We start from the raw sequence: 15,132 nt of genomic DNA, 5'->3' as shown, positions 1-15,132 counted from the left end.
TTTCCAGCCTTTTGCACCCCAGGTAATCCCATGGCCTTCTCCGAACGCATCGCCCGCCTGAAAAGCTCCCTGATCCGTGAAATTCTCGCCGCGGCGCAGCGTCCGGAGGTGATGTCCTTCGCCGGCGGGCTGCCGGCCGAACCCATGCTGCCGAAGGTGGACTGGGCCGAGATGCCGGCGAGCATGGGCCAGTACGGCATGAGCGAGGGCGAGCCGGCCCTGCGCGAGGCCATTGCCGCCGAGGCGCGCGCCCTGGGCGTGCCCTGCGAGGCCAGCCAGGTGCTGATCGTCAGCGGCTCGCAGCAGACCCTGGACCTGGCGTCCAAGCTGTTCATCGATCCGGGCACCGAGGTGCTGCTCGAGGCGCCGACCTACCTGGCCGCACTGCAGGCCTTCCAGCTGTTCGGCGCCGCTTGCATCAGCATGCCGCAGGAGGCCGATGGTCCCGAGCTGGCGGCGCTGCGCCAGCGTCTGGAAAAGCACAAGCCGGCCTTCGCCTACCTGATCCCGACCTTCCAGAATCCGTCCGGCACCCGTTACAGCGAAGCCAAGCGCGAAGCGGTGGCGGCGCTGCTCGACGAGTTCGGCGTGACCCTGATCGAGGACGAGCCGTACCGCGAGCTGGTGTTCGATGAAGGCCAAGCCACGCCCATCGTCAGCCGCCTGAAGAAGGCCAGCTGGATCTACACCGGCACCGTATCCAAGACTCTGCTGCCGGGCCTGCGCGTCGGCTACCTGATCGCCACCCCGGATCTGTTCCCGCACCTGCTGCGCCTTAAGCAGTCGGCCGATCTGCACACCAACCGCATCGGCCAGTGGCAGGCACTGCAGTGGCTGGGCAGCGAGCAGTACCGCGGCCACCTGGCCGAGCTGCGCGATTTCTACCGCATCCGCCGCGATGCCATGCAGGCCGCGCTGCTGGAGCACTTCGCCGATCTGGCCGAGTGGGAGATTCCGCAGGGCGGGCTGTTCTTCTGGCTGACCCTGAAGCAGCCGCTGGATACCCGCACATTGCTCGATGCGGCCCTGGCGCAGAACGTCGCCTTTATGCCGGGTGAGCCGTTCTTTATCGATCCGGACGCCAACGCCGGTCATCTGCGACTGAACTTCAGTCATGTGGCGCCGGAGCGCCTGGGCGAAGGCCTGCGCCGGCTGGCAGCGGTGATCCGTGAAGCGCAGGGGCGTGATTGAGTTTTCCCCCTGTAGGAGCGGCTGGGCGGCATTCCGCTTCAGCCGCGAATTTCGCGGATAAACCCGCTCCTACAGAAGCTGGGCTGATTGGCGGCGAGCTTGCCGCGAGGATTGATGTAGGGAGGGCAATGCGATGTACAAGGTCTACGGCGATTACCGTTCGGGCAACTGCTACAAGGTCAAGCTGATGCTGCATCTGCTGGGCAAGGAGTACCAGTGGATTCCCGTCAATATCCTCAAGGGCGAGACGCAGAGCGAAGCCTTCCTGGCCAAGAATCCCAACGGCAAGATTCCGGTGCTGGAGCTGGACGACGGCACCTGCCTGTGGGAGTCCAACGCCATCCTCAACTACCTCGCCGAGGGCAGCGAGTTCCTGCCCAGCGAGCCGCGCCTGCGCACTCAGGTGCTGCAGTGGCAGTTCTTCGAGCAGTACAGCCACGAGCCCTATGTTGCGGTGGCGCGTTTCATCCAGCTCTACCAGGGCATGCCCGAGGAGCGCCGCGAGGAGCACGCGCGCTGCCTGAAGCTCGGCTACAAGGCCCTGAAAGTGATGGAGAAGCAGCTCGAACGTACGCCCTATCTGGTCGGTGAGCATTACTCCATTGCCGATATCGCCCTGTATGCCTACACCCATGTGGCCGGCGAGGGCGGCTTCAGCCTCGAAGCCTTCCCGGCCATCCGCGCCTGGCTCGAGCGGGTGGCCAGCCATCCGCGTCATGTGACCATGCTGGGCTGATCAACGCTCGGTGGTAGCCTGCGTCTTCGCGGCGCAGCGCTGTCGCCACAGCAGTGGGCTCATCCCGGTCTCGCGTCGAAAGGTGCGGGTGAAGTGCGACTGGTCGCAGAAACCGTGGGCATGGGCAATCTGCGTCAATGGCTGATCGGTGGCCAGCATCATCGCCCTGGCCGCTTCGATACGCTTGCGCGCCACGTAGGCCAGCGGCGTGATGCCGAAGGTCTGCTTGAACACATGGGAGAAGTGGCTGCTGCTCAGGTTGAGCTGAGCGGCCAGGTGGCAGGTGCGGATCGGTGTATCCAGATGCCGGCTGATGTATTCGTCCAGACGCCGCGTTTGCCAGCGGTTTAGGCCCGCCGTATGGCGCAGGTCGCTCTCGCTGCCGCCGTTCGCCTGTCTTAGCAGTTCCATGGCCTGGTCGAGGTAGACGTAGGCGCGCAGGGTGTCTTGCTGCAGGGCCGCTCCGGCATCGGCCAGCAATTCGGCGATCCTTGCCAGCGTCTGAGCATTGTCCAGCGCCTTTGCCAGACAGGGCATGATGCCCTGAGTTTCTCCGAGCGAGCCCATATGAAGCCTCCTTGTCTGGTCGCACGCAGAGCATGCGCGGCGGAGCTGTCGGCGCCCAGCTCACAAGGTGGGGACGGGGAGCAACACTAAAGTGGCAGGCCGACCTCGAGGACCCCGCGCTGCACGGCGATGGCCACGGCGTGGGTGCGGTTGTTGGCGCCGAGCTTGTCCATGACCAGGCGCATATGCCCCTTGACCGTATCCTCGGTGATGCGCAGTTGCAGGGCGATATCGCGGTTGGAGTAGCCCAGTGCCGCGGCCTGCAGCACCTCCACCTCGCGCGCGCTGAGGCACTGCTGGCCGATATGCTCGGCCAGTTCGGCGGCGATCTCCGGCGGAATGTGGCGTTTACCCGCGGCTACCTGACGGATGGTCGCGACCAGTTCCTTGCGCAGGCTGCTTTTCAGCAGATAGGCCTGGGCGCCGGCCTGGATGGCGTGCAGGGCGCGCACGTCGCCGCGGTAGGTGGTGAGGATGGCGATGCGCGCATCCGGGCATTCGCTACGGATCGCCTGGATGCTCTCGATGCCGTTCATGCGCGGCATCTGCAGGTCCATCAGGGTGACGTCCGGGCGCAGGCGGCGGAAGCAGTCCAGCGCTTCCTGGCCGTCGCCTGCCTCGCCCACCAGCTCGATATCCGCCTGAGCGGCGAGAACGGCGGCGATGCCCTCGCGCAGCAGCGGATGGTCATCGGCGACCAGCACGCGGATGGGGGTGGCGATGCTCATGGGTGCGGGCTCCTCGTGAGTCTTTTCCAGGGTAGCCAGCGGCGCGCGCAAGGCTCCTTCTGCCGGTAGGCCAGTACGCCGACCAGTGTCAGCCGGACCTGGCTGCCGCGCCCCTGGGCGCCGTGAATGCTGAGGGTAGCGCCAATCTTCGCGGCGCGCTCGTACATCCCGCGCAGGCCCCAGTGATCGGCGGCCTCGCTGCTGTCCAGGTAATCGGCGCGAATGCCGCAGCCATCGTCGACCACCTGCAGCTCGAACTGGCGCGGGTCATAGTCCAGCTGCAGCTGCACGAGGCTGGCGCGGGCATGGCGAAAGGCGTTGCCGACGGCCTCGCGCGCCAGCAGGTACAGCTCATCGTGAACCACCGGATGCAGCGCAATGGGCGTGCCCTTTATGTCGATCCGATAGGTTACGCCCGGGTGATCGAGCAGATGCTCCAGCTCGCCCAGTGCCTGGGGCAGGTCGACGGGACCTTGAGGCACGCTGCGCAGATCGCGCACCCGCTCGCGACCCTCGTTGATCACCTGGTCGGCGCGGTCCAGTGCCTTTTCCAGCAGGCCGCGGCTGGGCTGTCCGACGGGCAGGCTGTCGGCCGCGGCCTGCACGTGCAGCATCAACCCCTGCACCCCCTGCAACAGGGTGTCGTGCAGCTCGCGGGCGATGCGCTCGCGCTCCTCGTGACGCTCTTCCAGGCGGGTGCGCAGCCGCTCCGCCGCGCGCCGCATGTTGCTGCGGTAGAGCAGATGCAGGCTGCCGAGCAGGGCGAAGCCGAGCGCCAGGAGAAACCACGGCTGGCGGTAGAACAGCGGTGCGATGCTGAAGTCGAGTTCGGCGTCCTGTTCGCTGGCGACCCCGTTCTGGTTGAGGGCGCGTACCCGGAAGCGGTAGTCGCCCGCGGGCAGGCCGGTGTAGGTGACTTCCCGCTGGCGGCCGGCGGATTGCCAGGCGTGATCGAAGCCGTCGAGGCGATAGAGAAAATGCAGGCCCTGCGGCGCCGACAGGCTCGGCGCGCCGTAGCCGATGACCAGACGCCGGCTGTCCGCCGGCAGCTCGGCGGTTGCACCGAGCGGCAGCGCCTCGCCGTCCACCACCAGCGATTCGATGCGCACGCGCGGCGCCGCACTGTTCTGCGGGGCGCGCAGCGGGTTCAGGCCGACCACGCCGTTGCGGGTGACGAACCATAGCCGATTCTCGCCGGCGCGCACTGCGGTGGGCAGGGCCAGTACCTGGTGCGGGTCGTTGGCCAGGCCGCCCTGTGCATCGTAGGTGCGGTAGCGGATCTGATGCGCGGGGTTGGCCAGGGCCAGGGCGATCTCCGCGGCGGGCAGCTGGAAGATGCCGCCCTGGCCCTGCAGCCAGAGATCCTCACCGGCCTCGACCCGCACCGGGACGATGGCGTAGAGGTTGTCGAACAGGCCGTTGTCCGGCAGCGGCAGGCGCTGAAAGCGCTGCCCGTCGAAACGCGCCAGGCCACGCTGGCCGCCGACCCAGGCATGACCGGGCTGATGGGCCATGGCGGTCACATGGCCGACATCCAGGCCTTCGGCCGCGCCCCAATGGCGTTCGCCACCGTCGTCGTGGCGGACGATCAGGTTGTCGCGATAACCGAACCAGCGGCCGCCATCGGGCGCCAGGGCGGCGCTGACCGGCATCTGCTGCGCCGGCTTGGCGCTCGGCGGCGGCAGCCCGTGCCAGCGCCCGTCGCGCAGGACGAACAGGCCCTGGCGGTTCAGCGACAGCCACAGCGCGCCGTGGCGATCCACCAGCATGGCGCGCACCGCGGAGTCCAGGCTGCGTTGCTCCGGCAGCTCGGCGACTTTTTGCAGGCTGTCGCCGCTGCTGCGCCAGATGCCCTGTGGACCGGCCAGCCAGGCGTTGCCCTGGCTGTCGCGGGCGGTGGCGCTGATCGGCGTCTGCAGCGGCAGATGCTGCAGGCCGTCGCGATCCAGGCGCATCACCGGCAGGTTGCTGCTGCCGGCCCAGAGCGCGCCGGTCCGATCCGCCACCAGGGCCAGATTCTGCGCATTGGCGGGCAAGCCCGCCGGTTGCAGCGGTCGGTCGCGCAGGCGGTCCAGGCCATCGTGGGTGCCTACCCAGAGGCTGCCTTCGCTGTCCTGATGCAGCGGCGCAACGAGGTCGGAGCTGAGCCCGTCGCGAGCAGCGAAGCGTTCGATGGCGTTGAAACCGCCCAGCGCGTGGCGATCCGGCTGCGCCACATGCAGCAGGCCGTTGCCGGCGGTGCTCAGCCACAGCGCGCCACGTTGGTCGAACAGCAGGGCGTTGACCGGCTCGCCGACCCCGATGCGACTGGCCTGCCCGGTCGAGCTATCCAGCCGCAGTACCGACTCGCCGTCGCGTTCGGCCAGCCACAGCGCGCCATCGGGCGCCTGGACGATCTGCCGGGGACGCCTGACTGCGATGCCGCTGTCGCGCAGCGTCCGGGCGCCGGGCTCCAGCGTATAGAGGCGCCGCTCGTCGGCCACCCATAGCCGGCCGTTGCTATCGACCAGCAGGGCGTAGGCGTTCGCGCCGACGAAGCCGGCCTGGCTGGAAAGCTGCTGCCAGCTTTGCCCGTCGAAGCGCAGCAGACCGTCGTTGGCCGCAGCCCATAGCTGGCCGTCGGCGGTCTGCGCCAGGGCGTAGACCGTGCCGCGGCCCAGGTCGAAGGCGGCCGCGACCTCGCCCTCGGCGTCGATCAGGCGCACGCCGCCGTTGCGCAGGCCCACCCACAGGCCCTGGTCGCTGGCCAGCAGACTGGAGACTATGCCCAGTTCCTGCTGATCGGCGGCGCGGTAGCGGGTGAAACTCAGGCCGTCGAAGCGATACAGCGAATCATGGGTGCCGAGCCACAGATAGCCGTCGCGGGTCTGCGCCAGGGCGCCGATCTGGCTGGGGCTGTCGTCGTTGAGCGTCCAGCGCCGATGTTCGAAGCGTTGCTGCAGTTCGCCAGCGTCGGCGCGAACGGCGGCGCTGAGCAGCAGGCACAGCAGGGCCAGTGCCACGAACAGAGGATGAAGCTGCGAGGCGGTCGGCGATTCAGAAGCGTCCCAGCTGGTTTTGTGCCCATTCGATGCAGTAGTCGGCAATGGTTTCCCAACCCGGTTCGGCAATCAGCCAGTGGCTGTAGCCGCTGAAGTGTTTGAAAGTGGTGACCGCCGTCGAGCCCCGGTGGCGCCGATAGGCCGCCGCGACCGCAGTGGGGCGGACGCTACGGTCCGCGCCTGCAGCAATCAGCAACAGCGGTGGGCGGTCGGGATTGCCGAAGTCGATACGGCTACCGATGCCCAGCGCGTTGTCGAAGAATACCCGGCCTGGTGCCGGCACGATATGCCGCGCGTATGCGGCGGCCTGCCGCTCTGGCGTCAGTGTCTGCGCCATAGTGCGGGCGAAATGTTGCGGGCTCATGTGCAGCACGCCGCGCCAGCACGCCTGGCGCAGCAGCCAGGGCCCGCTGCCGCGCAGCCCTTCCAGCCCACCATGGGCCGGTGGCGCGATGGCGATGCCGGCGCAGCCCAGGCCGCGGTCGAGCAGCAGCTGCACCAGCAGGCCGCCAAGGTCGTGACCGATCAGCAGCGGCGGCTGTGCGAGGTCGCCGATCTGCCCTGCGTAGTGAGCGAGAATGGCGGCGATGCCCAGGCTGGCCGTTGCCCGCGGCGGCTGGCTGCGCTGACCCGCCGGGTCGGCAGCGAGCAGCGGCCAGGCCGGCGCGCTGCAGCTATAGCCGCAGGCCTCGAAGCGGCGGCGAAAGCGGCTCCAGATCAGCGGGGTGAGCCAGGTTCCGTGAATGAACAGGGCCTGCCGGCTCATGGCGGCGAGCGTCCTGCCGCCACTACGCCGTCATCGCGGATCGCTGGCATGCTGCGCTTCCGAAGGCTCCGGCGCCTGTTTGCCCGGCGTCAGGAAGTGGTCGATGCGTATCGCGACCCCGGTGCTCTGGAACTGCCTGGCCGCCGCCTCGATGCGTTGCTCGGCGCGGGTGACCCGGCCGTGGTGGCGCAGGTGTTCGAGCCAGGACTCGTCGAAGAAGAACTCCTGCCAGTGGCGCGGGTTCTCGCTGCTCTGTACCAGGCCCCAGGAGAACGCACCGTTGCGCCGACGCATGCGTGCCACCTCGCTCATCGCCTGGCGAAAGGCCGTGGCATGTTCCGGGGCGATGTCGTAGTGCAGGGTGACCATCACCGGGCCGCGCTCGAGGTCGGCTTCGTCGGCCAGGATCGGCGCCGGCCAGTGCAGCGACGGGGCGAGATCCTCGGCCTCGGTAACCGGCAGCGGGAAACGCGGCGTGAGCAGCCCACCCAGCGCCAGGCAGCCGGCCGCGGCGACCAGGGCGAGCGGGATCGACGCCTGGCTGGCGACGAAGCCCCAGAGCGCGCCACCGGCGGCCATGCTGCCGAAGAACACCAGGATATAGACCGACAGCGCCCGCGCCCGTACCCAGTCCGGCACCGAAGTCTGCGCGGCGACCTGCAGGCTGGACAACACGGCGATCCAGGCCGCGCCGCTGAGCAGCATCACCGGCAGCAGGGCGGCGAAGTGGCGCAGGCTGGCCAGGGCCAGCAGCACCAGGGCATAGAGCAGGCTGGCCAGCAGCACCAGACGGTCGCTGCTGATGCGCTCGCGCACGCGCGGCAGCAAGGTGGCGCCGAGCACGGCGCCGACGCCGACGCTGCCCAGCATCAGGCCGAAGTCGCTGGCGCTGCCCTGCAGCTCGCCGCGCACGATCAACGGCAGCAGCGACATGCCGGCGCTGGCGCCGACGAAGAACGCCGCGGCGCGTACCAGCACCGCCTGTAGCGGTTTCGAGGCGCGGCTGTAGCGCCAGCCGGCACGCATGGCGCCCAGCAGGCGTTCGGCCGGGAAGCTGGCGACCTGGCGCTCGCGCTTCCAGGTCAACAGCACCGCCATCACCGCGAAGAACGACAGGGCGTTGAGGGCGAAGGTCGCCCAGGGGCCGCTCAAGCTGACCAGCACCCCGGCGATGGCCGGGCCGAGCGCACGGGCGACATTGATGCCGAGGCTGGACAGGGCGATGGCCGAGGGCAGGTCGCGCTTGCTCACCAGTTCCGGCGTCAGCGCCGACCAGGCCGGCATCATCAACGCGGTACCGACGCCCATGGCCAGGGTCATGCCCAGCAGCAGCCAGACGGTGGTCAGGCCGAGCAGGGTCAGTACGGCCAGCAGCGTCGCCACCGCCGCCATCCACAGCTGCACGCCGAGCAGATAGCGGCGCTTGTCGACGATATCGGCCATGGCGCCGGCCGGCAGCGCCAGGAGGAACATCGGCGCCGAGCCGGCGACCTGTACCAGCGCCACGTGCATGGGGTTGGCCGACAGGCTGGTCATCAGCCAGCCGGCACCCACCTCGTGCATCCAGGTACCGATGTTCGAGGCGATGCTGGCCAGCCACAGCCAGCGGAAGGTGCTGTGCTTGAGGGCGCCCCAGGGCGAGGGTTTTTCGCTGGCCATGTCAGAAGGCAAAGCAGGAGCAGCCGAAGGCGCCCCAGAAGCCCTGGTGATCGCTCACCGGCACACTGCTGCGACGCGCACGGTCATGCTGGTGCTGATGCACGGCGCAGGCGCCGACGCACTGGTGGATGCTGGCGGCCATGGGCGCGGCGACCGGCTTCCAGTGCCCGGGCACCATCGTCACCGGCGACCAGTCCGGCAGTACCGGCAGCGTCGGCGGGGCGAGCTTGTCGAACTCGCCGGTGCCATGCACCACCTTGCCGCCGACGATGGTCAGCACCGACTCCAGCCACTTGATCTGCTCTTCCTCGATGCTGAAGAAGTCCGCCGTCAAGGCCACCAGGTCGGCGAGCTGGCCTACCTTGATCTGGCCCTTCTTGCCCTGTTCGCTGGAGAACCAGGCGCTGCCGTGGGTGAACAGCTGCAGCGCGGTGTCACGCGGCAGCCCCTGCGGGTTGAGCGTGGTGCCGCCGACCGTCTTGCCGCTGACCAGCCAGTACAGCGCCGTCCAGGGGTTGTAGCTGGCCACGCGGGTGGCGTCGGTGCCGCCGCCGACCGGCACGCCTTCGGCCAGCATGCGCTGGATCGGTGGGGTGGCTTCAGCGGCCTTGGCGCCGTAGCGGTCGATGAAGTATTCGCCCTGGAAGGCCATGCGGTGCTGGATGGCGATGCCGCCGCCGAGCGCCCGTACCCGCTCGATGTTGCGCGGGCTGATGGTCTCGGCATGGTCGAACAGCCAGGGCAGGCCGTTGAACGGCATGTCGCGGTCGACCTTCTCGAATACGTCGAGCATGCGCGAGATGGATTCGTCGTAGGTGGCGTGCAGGCGGAACGGCCAGCGCTGCTCGACCAGATGACGCACCACCGGCTCCAGATCGGCTTCCATGCTCGGCGCCAGGTCCGGGCGCGGTTCGACGAAGTCCTCGAAGTCGGCGGCAGAGAACACCAGCATCTCGCCGGCGCCGTTATGACGCAGGAAGTCGGTGCCGTCGCCCGGCTTGACGATCTTGCTCCAGGCCTTGAAGTCTTGCAGTTCTTCCTTGGGCTTCTGGGTGAACAGGTTGTAGGCGATGCGCACGGTGAGCTGATCCTTGTCGGCCAGCTCCTGGATCACCTGGTAGTCGTCGGGGTAGTTCTGGTAACCGCCGCCGGCGTCGATGGCGCTGGTCACGCCCAGGCGGTTGAGCTCGCGCATGAACTGGCGGGTGGAGTTGACCTGATACTCCAGCGGCAGCTTCGGCCCCTTGGCCAGGGTGGCGTAGAGGATCAGCGCATTGGGCCGGGCGATCAGCATGCCGGTGGGCTGGCCGCTGGCATCGCGCTGGATCTCGCCGCCGGGCGGGTTCGGCGTGTTCTTGTCGTAGCCCACGGCGCGCAGCGCGGCGCGGTTGAGCAGGGCGCGGTCGTAGAGGTGCAGGACGAACACCGGGGTGTCGGGCGCCGCCTTGTTCAGCTCATCCAGGGTCGGCAGACGTTTCTCGGCGAACTGGAACTCGGTCCAGCCGCCGACCACGCGCACCCACTGCGGCGTCGGCGTGCGGTCGGCCTGCTCCTTGAGCATGCGCAGGGCGTCGGCCAGCGACGGCACGCCTTCCCAGCGCAGCTCCAGGTTGTAGTTGAGGCCGCCGCGGATCAGGTGCAGGTGCGAGTCGTTGAGGCCGGGAATCACCGTGCGCTTTTGCAGGTCGATCACGCGCGTGGCATCGCCGCGCAGGGCCATGGCTTCGGCATCGCTGCCGACGGCGACGAAGCGTCCGTCCTTGATGGCCACGGCGCTGGCCTGGGGTTTTTCGCGGTCGACCGTGTGCAGGCGGCCGTTGTACAGAATGAGGTCGGCACTCATGTTGCCTCCTGGTGAACTGGCGGATGAGTCGCCGGACAAGGCGGCGAAGGGCAGGGTGGACCACAGTGCCCCGGCGGCGCCGAGCACGCTGCTGGTGGCGAGAAAATGGCGACGTTTCGGGTCGGAGGGATCCTGGCTCATGGTCGATCCTCGTCGGTGCTGGGGCTCAGCCAGGCGGCGAACAGCCGCGTGGCCATGGGCATGAACAGGTACACCACGAGCAGGACGATGCTCAGGGTGATCACGATGTTGCTCGGCAGGTAGCCGCCGAGCCAGGGAGCGAGCTGAAACAGGGGTTGCCAGAGCAGCGGCACCAGCAGGCTCAGCGGCAGGATCACCAGGAAGGTGACGCAGACCTGTTTCCAGCGGGGCGGCGGCGTCTGCGCGCTTTCCGGCATGAACCAGAATTCCTTGCCCTGGGCGATCTCCAGCTGGTCGCCGGCGCGCAGCAGCGGCTCGACCTCGGCGATCAACTGGCGCCTTTGCTCCGAGTCGATCCAGTTCTGCAACTGCTGCAGGCCGGCGAAGCGCAGCACGCAGGTGAATTGCGCCAGGCTGGCCTGACGGCTGCGCACCACGTCCACGCCGAGGTGGCCGGGGCATTGGCTGGCGGTGGCGATGATGCGCCGTAGCCAGGCCTCGTAACGCGGCACATGGTCGGGGCGCACCTGGTGGCGCACCACCAGGGTGACGGTTTCCTGTTGCGTCTCGCTCATGCTGGAGACTCTGCGCGTGGCCTGGGTCTTGCCGAGCCGGTGACGTGCGGCGGGGCGCGTCACCGGCTCGGCCGTCATCGGCTCAGATGGGGGCTGCCACCGGGGCCAGGGTCGGACCGTGCTGCACACGCTCAGGCGCCTTGTGCACCATGGTGTAGGCGTAGTCCACGCCCATGCCGTAGGCACCGGAGTGTTCCTTGACCAGGGCCATGACGGCGTCGTAGGTGTCGCGGTTCTTCCAGTCGCGCTGCCACTCCAGCAGTACCTGTTGCCAGGTCACCGGCACCACGCCGGCCTGGATCATGCGCTGCATGGAGTAGTCGTGGGCGGCCTGCGAGGTGCCGCCGGAGGCGTCGGCGACCATGTAGATCTCGTAGCCGGCGTCGTGCATGGCGGAGAGGGCGAAGGTGGTGTTGCACACCTCGGTCCACAGGCCGGAAACGATGACCTTGTTGCGGCCGTTCTTCTTCAGCGCGTCGCGAACCTTCTGGTCGTCCCAGGAGTTCATCGAGGTGCGCTCGAGCAGCGGCGCGTCGGGGAACACGGCGAGCAGTTCGGGGTAGGTGTGGCCGGAGAAGCTTTCGGTCTCGACCGTGGTGATGATGGTCGGCACGTTGAAGATCTTGGCCGCCTTGGCCAGGCCCACGGTGTTGTTCTTCAGGGTTTGCCGATCGATGCTCTGCACGCCGAAGGCCATTTGCGGCTGCTGGTCGATGAAGATCAGCTGGCTGTTGTGCGGGGTCAGGACTTCGGTTTTTGGATTGCTCATAGCGGTTACCTGTCGGTGAGGCGGTGGACGATGCACGCATCCCGTCGGTCGTTACCGTCGGGTAGACGAAAGGACTATTGCAGAGCGGTCGCCGCCTGGATTGGATGTAACTGCGGTTCTGGTATCGGGCTGTGGCGCTCAGGCCAGGTGTTCGCGCAACGCCGCGCCGGCCTGCTGCATGGCAGTGCGCACCGCAGGTACCTCGGCGATCACGTTGAGCAGGCCGTAGTCGTGGATCATGCCGTTGTAACGCACGGCGCTGACCGCGACGCCGGCCGCGCCCAGGCGGCGGGCGTAGGCTTCGCCTTCGTCGCGCAGCACGTCCATCTCGGCGCTCTGCACCATGGCCGGTGGCAGGCCTTGCAGCTGCTCCAGGCTGGCGCGCAGCGGCGAGGCGTGGATCTCGTTACGCTGCTTGGGGTCGGTGGTGTAGTTGTCCCAGAACCACTCCATCATCCCGCGGGTGAGGAAATGCCCCTCGGCGAACTGGTTGTAGGAGGCGTTGTTGAAACTGGCGTCGGTCACCGGCCACAGCAGCAGCTGAAAACGCAGCTTCGGCGTACCGGCCTCTTTCGCCTTGATGGCGACCACGGCCGCCATGTTGCCGCCGACGCTGTTGCCGGCCACGGCCAGGCGCGAGCCGTCGACACCGATCTGGCTGCCATTGGCGGCCACCCATTGGGTCGCAGCAAAGGCCTGGTTGATCGCAGTCGGGTATTTCGCTTCGGGCGAGGGGGTGTAGTCGACGTAGACCGCCGCGGCGCCGGAATGCACCACCAGGTCGCGGATCAGCCGTGCGTGGGTCGGATAGTCGCCCAGCACCCAGCCGCCACCGTGGAATAACATGAAGCCCGGCAGGTTGCCCTGGCTGCCCGCCGGGCGCACCACCACCAGCTTGAGCGTCTGGCCGGCGGCCTCGATGCTGTGTTCGCGGGTTTCCACGGCCGATAGATCGACCTCGATCGAGGCTTGCGCGCCTACCAGCACGGCGCGGGCTTCCGCAGGCGATAGCCGTTCCAGGGGCGTGCCACCACCGGCGGCCAGGGCTTCGAGAAAGGATTGGGTGTTGCGTTCGACGCCGGGACTGCCGGCGCCCAGGTTGGGGGAGGGCTGCATGGCGATTGACCTCATGATGGTTGAAGGAGCTGTAGCGCTACTGCGTCGGGCATCTTCTGCCCCTGAGGTCGAGCCGGCTTGTACCGGCCTGCCGTTTTGGCATCAGGCTGCTGCCGGGCTGCTAGAGTGAGAGCGGAGTCGCTGGCGTCCGCACGAGGTGGGCATGACAGGGGAAAGTCGCAAGCTGGGTCTGGGGTCGCTGACCGCGCTGGTGGTGGGCTCGATGGTCGGTGGCGGGATCTTCTCGCTGCCGCAGAACATCGCCGCACGGGCCGATGTCGGCGCCGTGCTGATCGGCTGGGGCATCACCGCGGTGGGCATGTTGGCGCTGGCCTTCGTCTTTCAGAACCTGGCCAACCGCAAGCCGCAGCTCGATGGCGGGGTGTACGTCTACGCCAAGGCGGGCCTCGGCGATTACATGGGTTTTTCCTCGGCCTGGGGCTACTGGATCAGCGCCTGGCTGGGCAATGTCGGCTACTTCGTCCTGCTGTTCTCCACCCTGGGTTACTTCTTCCCGGTCTTCGGCCAGGGCAATACGCCGCTGGCCATCGCCTGTTCCTCGGTGCTGCTGTGGTGCGTGCACGCCCTGGTGCTGCGCGGCATCAAGGAGGCGGCGCTGATCAACCTGATCACCACCGTGGCCAAGCTGGTGCCGATCCTGCTGTTCATCGTCATCGTCGGCCTGGCCTTCGACCGCGACATCTTCACCCGTGACATCTGGGGCCGCAGCAATCCGCAGTTCGGCGGCGTGCTGGAGCAGGTACGCAACATGATGCTGGTCACCGTGTTCGTGTTCATCGGCATCGAAGGGGCGAGCGTGTACTCGTCGCGCGCCGAGCGCCGCCGCGATGTGGGCAAGGCCACGGTTATGGGTTTTCTCGGCGTGCTGGCGCTGCTGATGCTGGTCAACCTGCTGTCGCTGGGGGTGATGAGCCAGCCCGAACTGGCGGCGCTGCAGAACCCGTCCATGGCCGGGGTGCTGGAACACGTGGTGGGGCGCTGGGGCGCGGTGCTGATCAGCATCGGCCTGGCGGTGTCGCTGCTCGGCGCGCTGCTGTCCTGGGCGCTGCTGTGCGCCGAAATCCTCTTCGTCTCCGCCAAGGACGGCACCATGCCGGCCTTCCTGCGCCGGGAAAACGCCAACCAGGTGCCGGTCAACGCGCTGTGGCTGACCAACGGCATGATCCAGCTGTTTCTGCTGATCACCCTGTTTTCCCAGGGCACCTACCTGTCGCTGATCTACCTGGCCTCGTCGATGATCCTGGTGCCCTACCTGTGGTCGGCGGTCTATGCGCTGCTGCTGGCGCTGCGCGGCGAGACCTACGAAGGCCAGGCCGGGCTACGCCGCAAGGATCTGGCCATCGGCCTGCTGGCGGTGGGCTACGCGATCTGGCTGCTGTATGCCGGCGGGGTCAAGTACCTGCTGCTGTCGGCGCTGCTCTACGCGCCGGGGGCGCTGCTGTTTCGCCAGGCCAAGCGCGAGCAGGGGCAGGTGCTGTTCACCCGCTACGAATGGCCGATCTTCGCCGCCGTATTGCTGACCGCCGTGCTGGCCGGCTATGGCCTGTATGCCGGTCACCTGACACTGTAGGGCTGGACAAAGCGGCCAGCGCGCGGATAATCCGCCCCATCGCCCTCTGACTCTGGCCTCGCGACCCCTATGCGCAAATCCCTGCGTACCGCCCTGATCTGGATGCTGATGCTGGCCCTGCCGGCACAGGCCATGGCGGCGCTCGGCATGCAGTTGTGCGAGCAGGTGCATCGCAGCGGCGCCCTGCAGATGAGCTCGACTCAGCAGGGCGAGCACGGCGAGCACCACGACATGACGGCCGATAGCGCACATGACGCGCATCAGGATGACGCGCCTGCTGCCAGCAGCGAGGCTCCCGGCGATGGCAGCCTCTGCACCCTGTGCGCCTTCTGCGTCGGCGTCGCCGCACCCAGCCAGCCGTTTCTGAACGACTCTGCCCTGCAAGCCGTCGAGCCGGCCGTAGCCTAGC

Annotated in this window: 13 protein-coding genes; 4 read left to right on the top strand and 9 right to left on the bottom strand. The window is 67.9% G+C overall.

The window, feature by feature from the left end:
* Positions 1–30: 30 nt before the first annotated feature.
* Positions 31–1,191, top strand: a complete 1,161-nt coding sequence (locus ACIGFL_RS12105) for a PLP-dependent aminotransferase family protein (protein ID WP_397497350.1) — start codon at positions 31–33, stop codon at positions 1,189–1,191.
* A gap of 133 nt (positions 1,192–1,324) precedes the next feature.
* On the top strand, positions 1,325–1,927 hold the full coding sequence (locus ACIGFL_RS12100; RefSeq protein WP_397497349.1) for a glutathione S-transferase family protein: 603 nt from the start codon (positions 1,325–1,327) through the stop codon (positions 1,925–1,927).
* On the opposite strand, the gene ACIGFL_RS12095 is transcribed toward ACIGFL_RS12100, so the two are convergent.
* The 9 genes from ACIGFL_RS12095 to ACIGFL_RS12055 all read right to left on the bottom strand — a co-directional run bounded on the left by ACIGFL_RS12095 (position 1,928) and on the right by ACIGFL_RS12055 (position 13,132).
* A complete protein-coding gene (locus ACIGFL_RS12095; protein WP_397497348.1) occupies positions 1,928–2,494 on the bottom strand; it encodes a helix-turn-helix domain-containing protein in 567 nt (188 codons plus the stop codon).
* A gap of 86 nt (positions 2,495–2,580) precedes the next feature.
* Positions 2,581–3,222, bottom strand: a complete 642-nt coding sequence (locus ACIGFL_RS12090) for a response regulator (RefSeq protein ID WP_397497347.1) — start codon at positions 3,220–3,222, stop codon at positions 2,581–2,583.
* On the bottom strand, positions 3,219–6,224 hold the full coding sequence (locus ACIGFL_RS12085; protein WP_397497346.1) for a two-component regulator propeller domain-containing protein: 3,006 nt from the start codon (positions 6,222–6,224) through the stop codon (positions 3,219–3,221). The genes ACIGFL_RS12090 and ACIGFL_RS12085 overlap by 4 nt, the downstream gene beginning before the upstream one ends.
* Before the next feature lie 34 nt (positions 6,225–6,258).
* On the bottom strand, positions 6,259–7,029 hold the full coding sequence (locus ACIGFL_RS12080) for an alpha/beta fold hydrolase (protein ID WP_397497345.1): 771 nt from the start codon (positions 7,027–7,029) through the stop codon (positions 6,259–6,261).
* Positions 7,030–7,059: 30 nt separating this feature from the next.
* Positions 7,060–8,688: an MFS transporter gene (locus tag ACIGFL_RS12075; RefSeq protein ID WP_397497344.1), complete on the bottom strand. Its 1,629-nt coding sequence runs from the start codon at positions 8,686–8,688 to the stop codon at positions 7,060–7,062.
* Between the two features lies 1 nt (position 8,689).
* On the bottom strand, positions 8,690–10,531 hold the full coding sequence (locus tag ACIGFL_RS12070) for an amidohydrolase (protein WP_397497515.1): 1,842 nt from the start codon (positions 10,529–10,531) through the stop codon (positions 8,690–8,692).
* Between the two features lie 137 nt (positions 10,532–10,668).
* The gene (locus ACIGFL_RS12065) at positions 10,669–11,247 is read right to left on the bottom strand and encodes an antibiotic biosynthesis monooxygenase (protein ID WP_021446345.1); all 579 of its coding nucleotides are present in this window, start codon (positions 11,245–11,247) and stop codon (positions 10,669–10,671) included.
* 82 nt (positions 11,248–11,329) lie between these two features.
* Positions 11,330–12,016 carry a hydrolase gene (locus ACIGFL_RS12060; protein ID WP_003243736.1) on the bottom strand — a complete coding sequence of 229 codons (687 nt, stop codon included), beginning with the start codon at positions 12,014–12,016 and terminating at the stop codon, positions 11,330–11,332.
* A gap of 138 nt (positions 12,017–12,154) precedes the next feature.
* Positions 12,155–13,132 (bottom strand): alpha/beta hydrolase, encoded by a 978-nt coding sequence (locus tag ACIGFL_RS12055; RefSeq protein WP_397497343.1) that lies wholly within the window; start codon positions 13,130–13,132, stop codon positions 12,155–12,157.
* Positions 13,133–13,295: 163 nt separating this feature from the next.
* Here ACIGFL_RS12055 and arcD point away from each other — a divergent pair, with 163 nt between their 5' ends.
* Both arcD and ACIGFL_RS12045 read left to right on the top strand, forming a co-directional pair.
* Positions 13,296–14,723 (top strand): arginine-ornithine antiporter, encoded by a 1,428-nt coding sequence (gene arcD / locus ACIGFL_RS12050; RefSeq protein WP_397497342.1) that lies wholly within the window; start codon positions 13,296–13,298, stop codon positions 14,721–14,723.
* A gap of 69 nt (positions 14,724–14,792) precedes the next feature.
* Entirely contained in the window at positions 14,793–15,131 is a 339-nt protein-coding gene (locus ACIGFL_RS12045; protein WP_397497341.1) for a hypothetical protein, read from the top strand.
* The last annotated feature ends 1 nt before the right edge of the window (position 15,132 follow it).

This window comes from Pseudomonas sp. NPDC077649, from assembly GCF_044542855.1.
Taxonomy (GTDB): Bacteria; Pseudomonadota; Gammaproteobacteria; order Pseudomonadales; family Pseudomonadaceae; genus Aquipseudomonas.
Note: the sequence above shows the minus strand (reverse complement) of the source record. Positions and strands in the feature narration are given on the sequence as shown.

Bases quoted from the DNA above. Each gene is read 5' to 3' on its own strand.
- arcD (WP_397497342.1), top strand. From the start codon at position 13,296: ATGACAGGGGAAAGTCGCAAGCTGGGTCTGGGGTCGCTGACCGCGCTG.
- ACIGFL_RS12070 (WP_397497515.1), bottom strand. From the start codon at position 10,531: ATGAGTGCCGACCTCATTCTGTACAACGGCCGCCTGCACACGGTCGAC.
- ACIGFL_RS12045 (WP_397497341.1), top strand. From the start codon at position 14,793: ATGCGCAAATCCCTGCGTACCGCCCTGATCTGGATGCTGATGCTGGCC.
- ACIGFL_RS12095 (WP_397497348.1), bottom strand. From the start codon at position 2,494: ATGGGCTCGCTCGGAGAAACTCAGGGCATCATGCCCTGTCTGGCAAAG.
- ACIGFL_RS12075 (WP_397497344.1), bottom strand. From the start codon at position 8,688: ATGGCCAGCGAAAAACCCTCGCCCTGGGGCGCCCTCAAGCACAGCACC.
- ACIGFL_RS12080 (WP_397497345.1), bottom strand. From the start codon at position 7,029: ATGAGCCGGCAGGCCCTGTTCATTCACGGAACCTGGCTCACCCCGCTG.
- ACIGFL_RS12100 (WP_397497349.1), top strand. From the start codon at position 1,325: ATGTACAAGGTCTACGGCGATTACCGTTCGGGCAACTGCTACAAGGTC.
- ACIGFL_RS12105 (WP_397497350.1), top strand. From the start codon at position 31: ATGGCCTTCTCCGAACGCATCGCCCGCCTGAAAAGCTCCCTGATCCGT.
- ACIGFL_RS12060 (WP_003243736.1), bottom strand. From the start codon at position 12,016: ATGAGCAATCCAAAAACCGAAGTCCTGACCCCGCACAACAGCCAGCTG.
- ACIGFL_RS12055 (WP_397497343.1), bottom strand. From the start codon at position 13,132: ATGCAGCCCTCCCCCAACCTGGGCGCCGGCAGTCCCGGCGTCGAACGC.
- ACIGFL_RS12090 (WP_397497347.1), bottom strand. From the start codon at position 3,222: ATGAGCATCGCCACCCCCATCCGCGTGCTGGTCGCCGATGACCATCCG.
- ACIGFL_RS12065 (WP_021446345.1), bottom strand. From the start codon at position 11,247: ATGAGCGAGACGCAACAGGAAACCGTCACCCTGGTGGTGCGCCACCAG.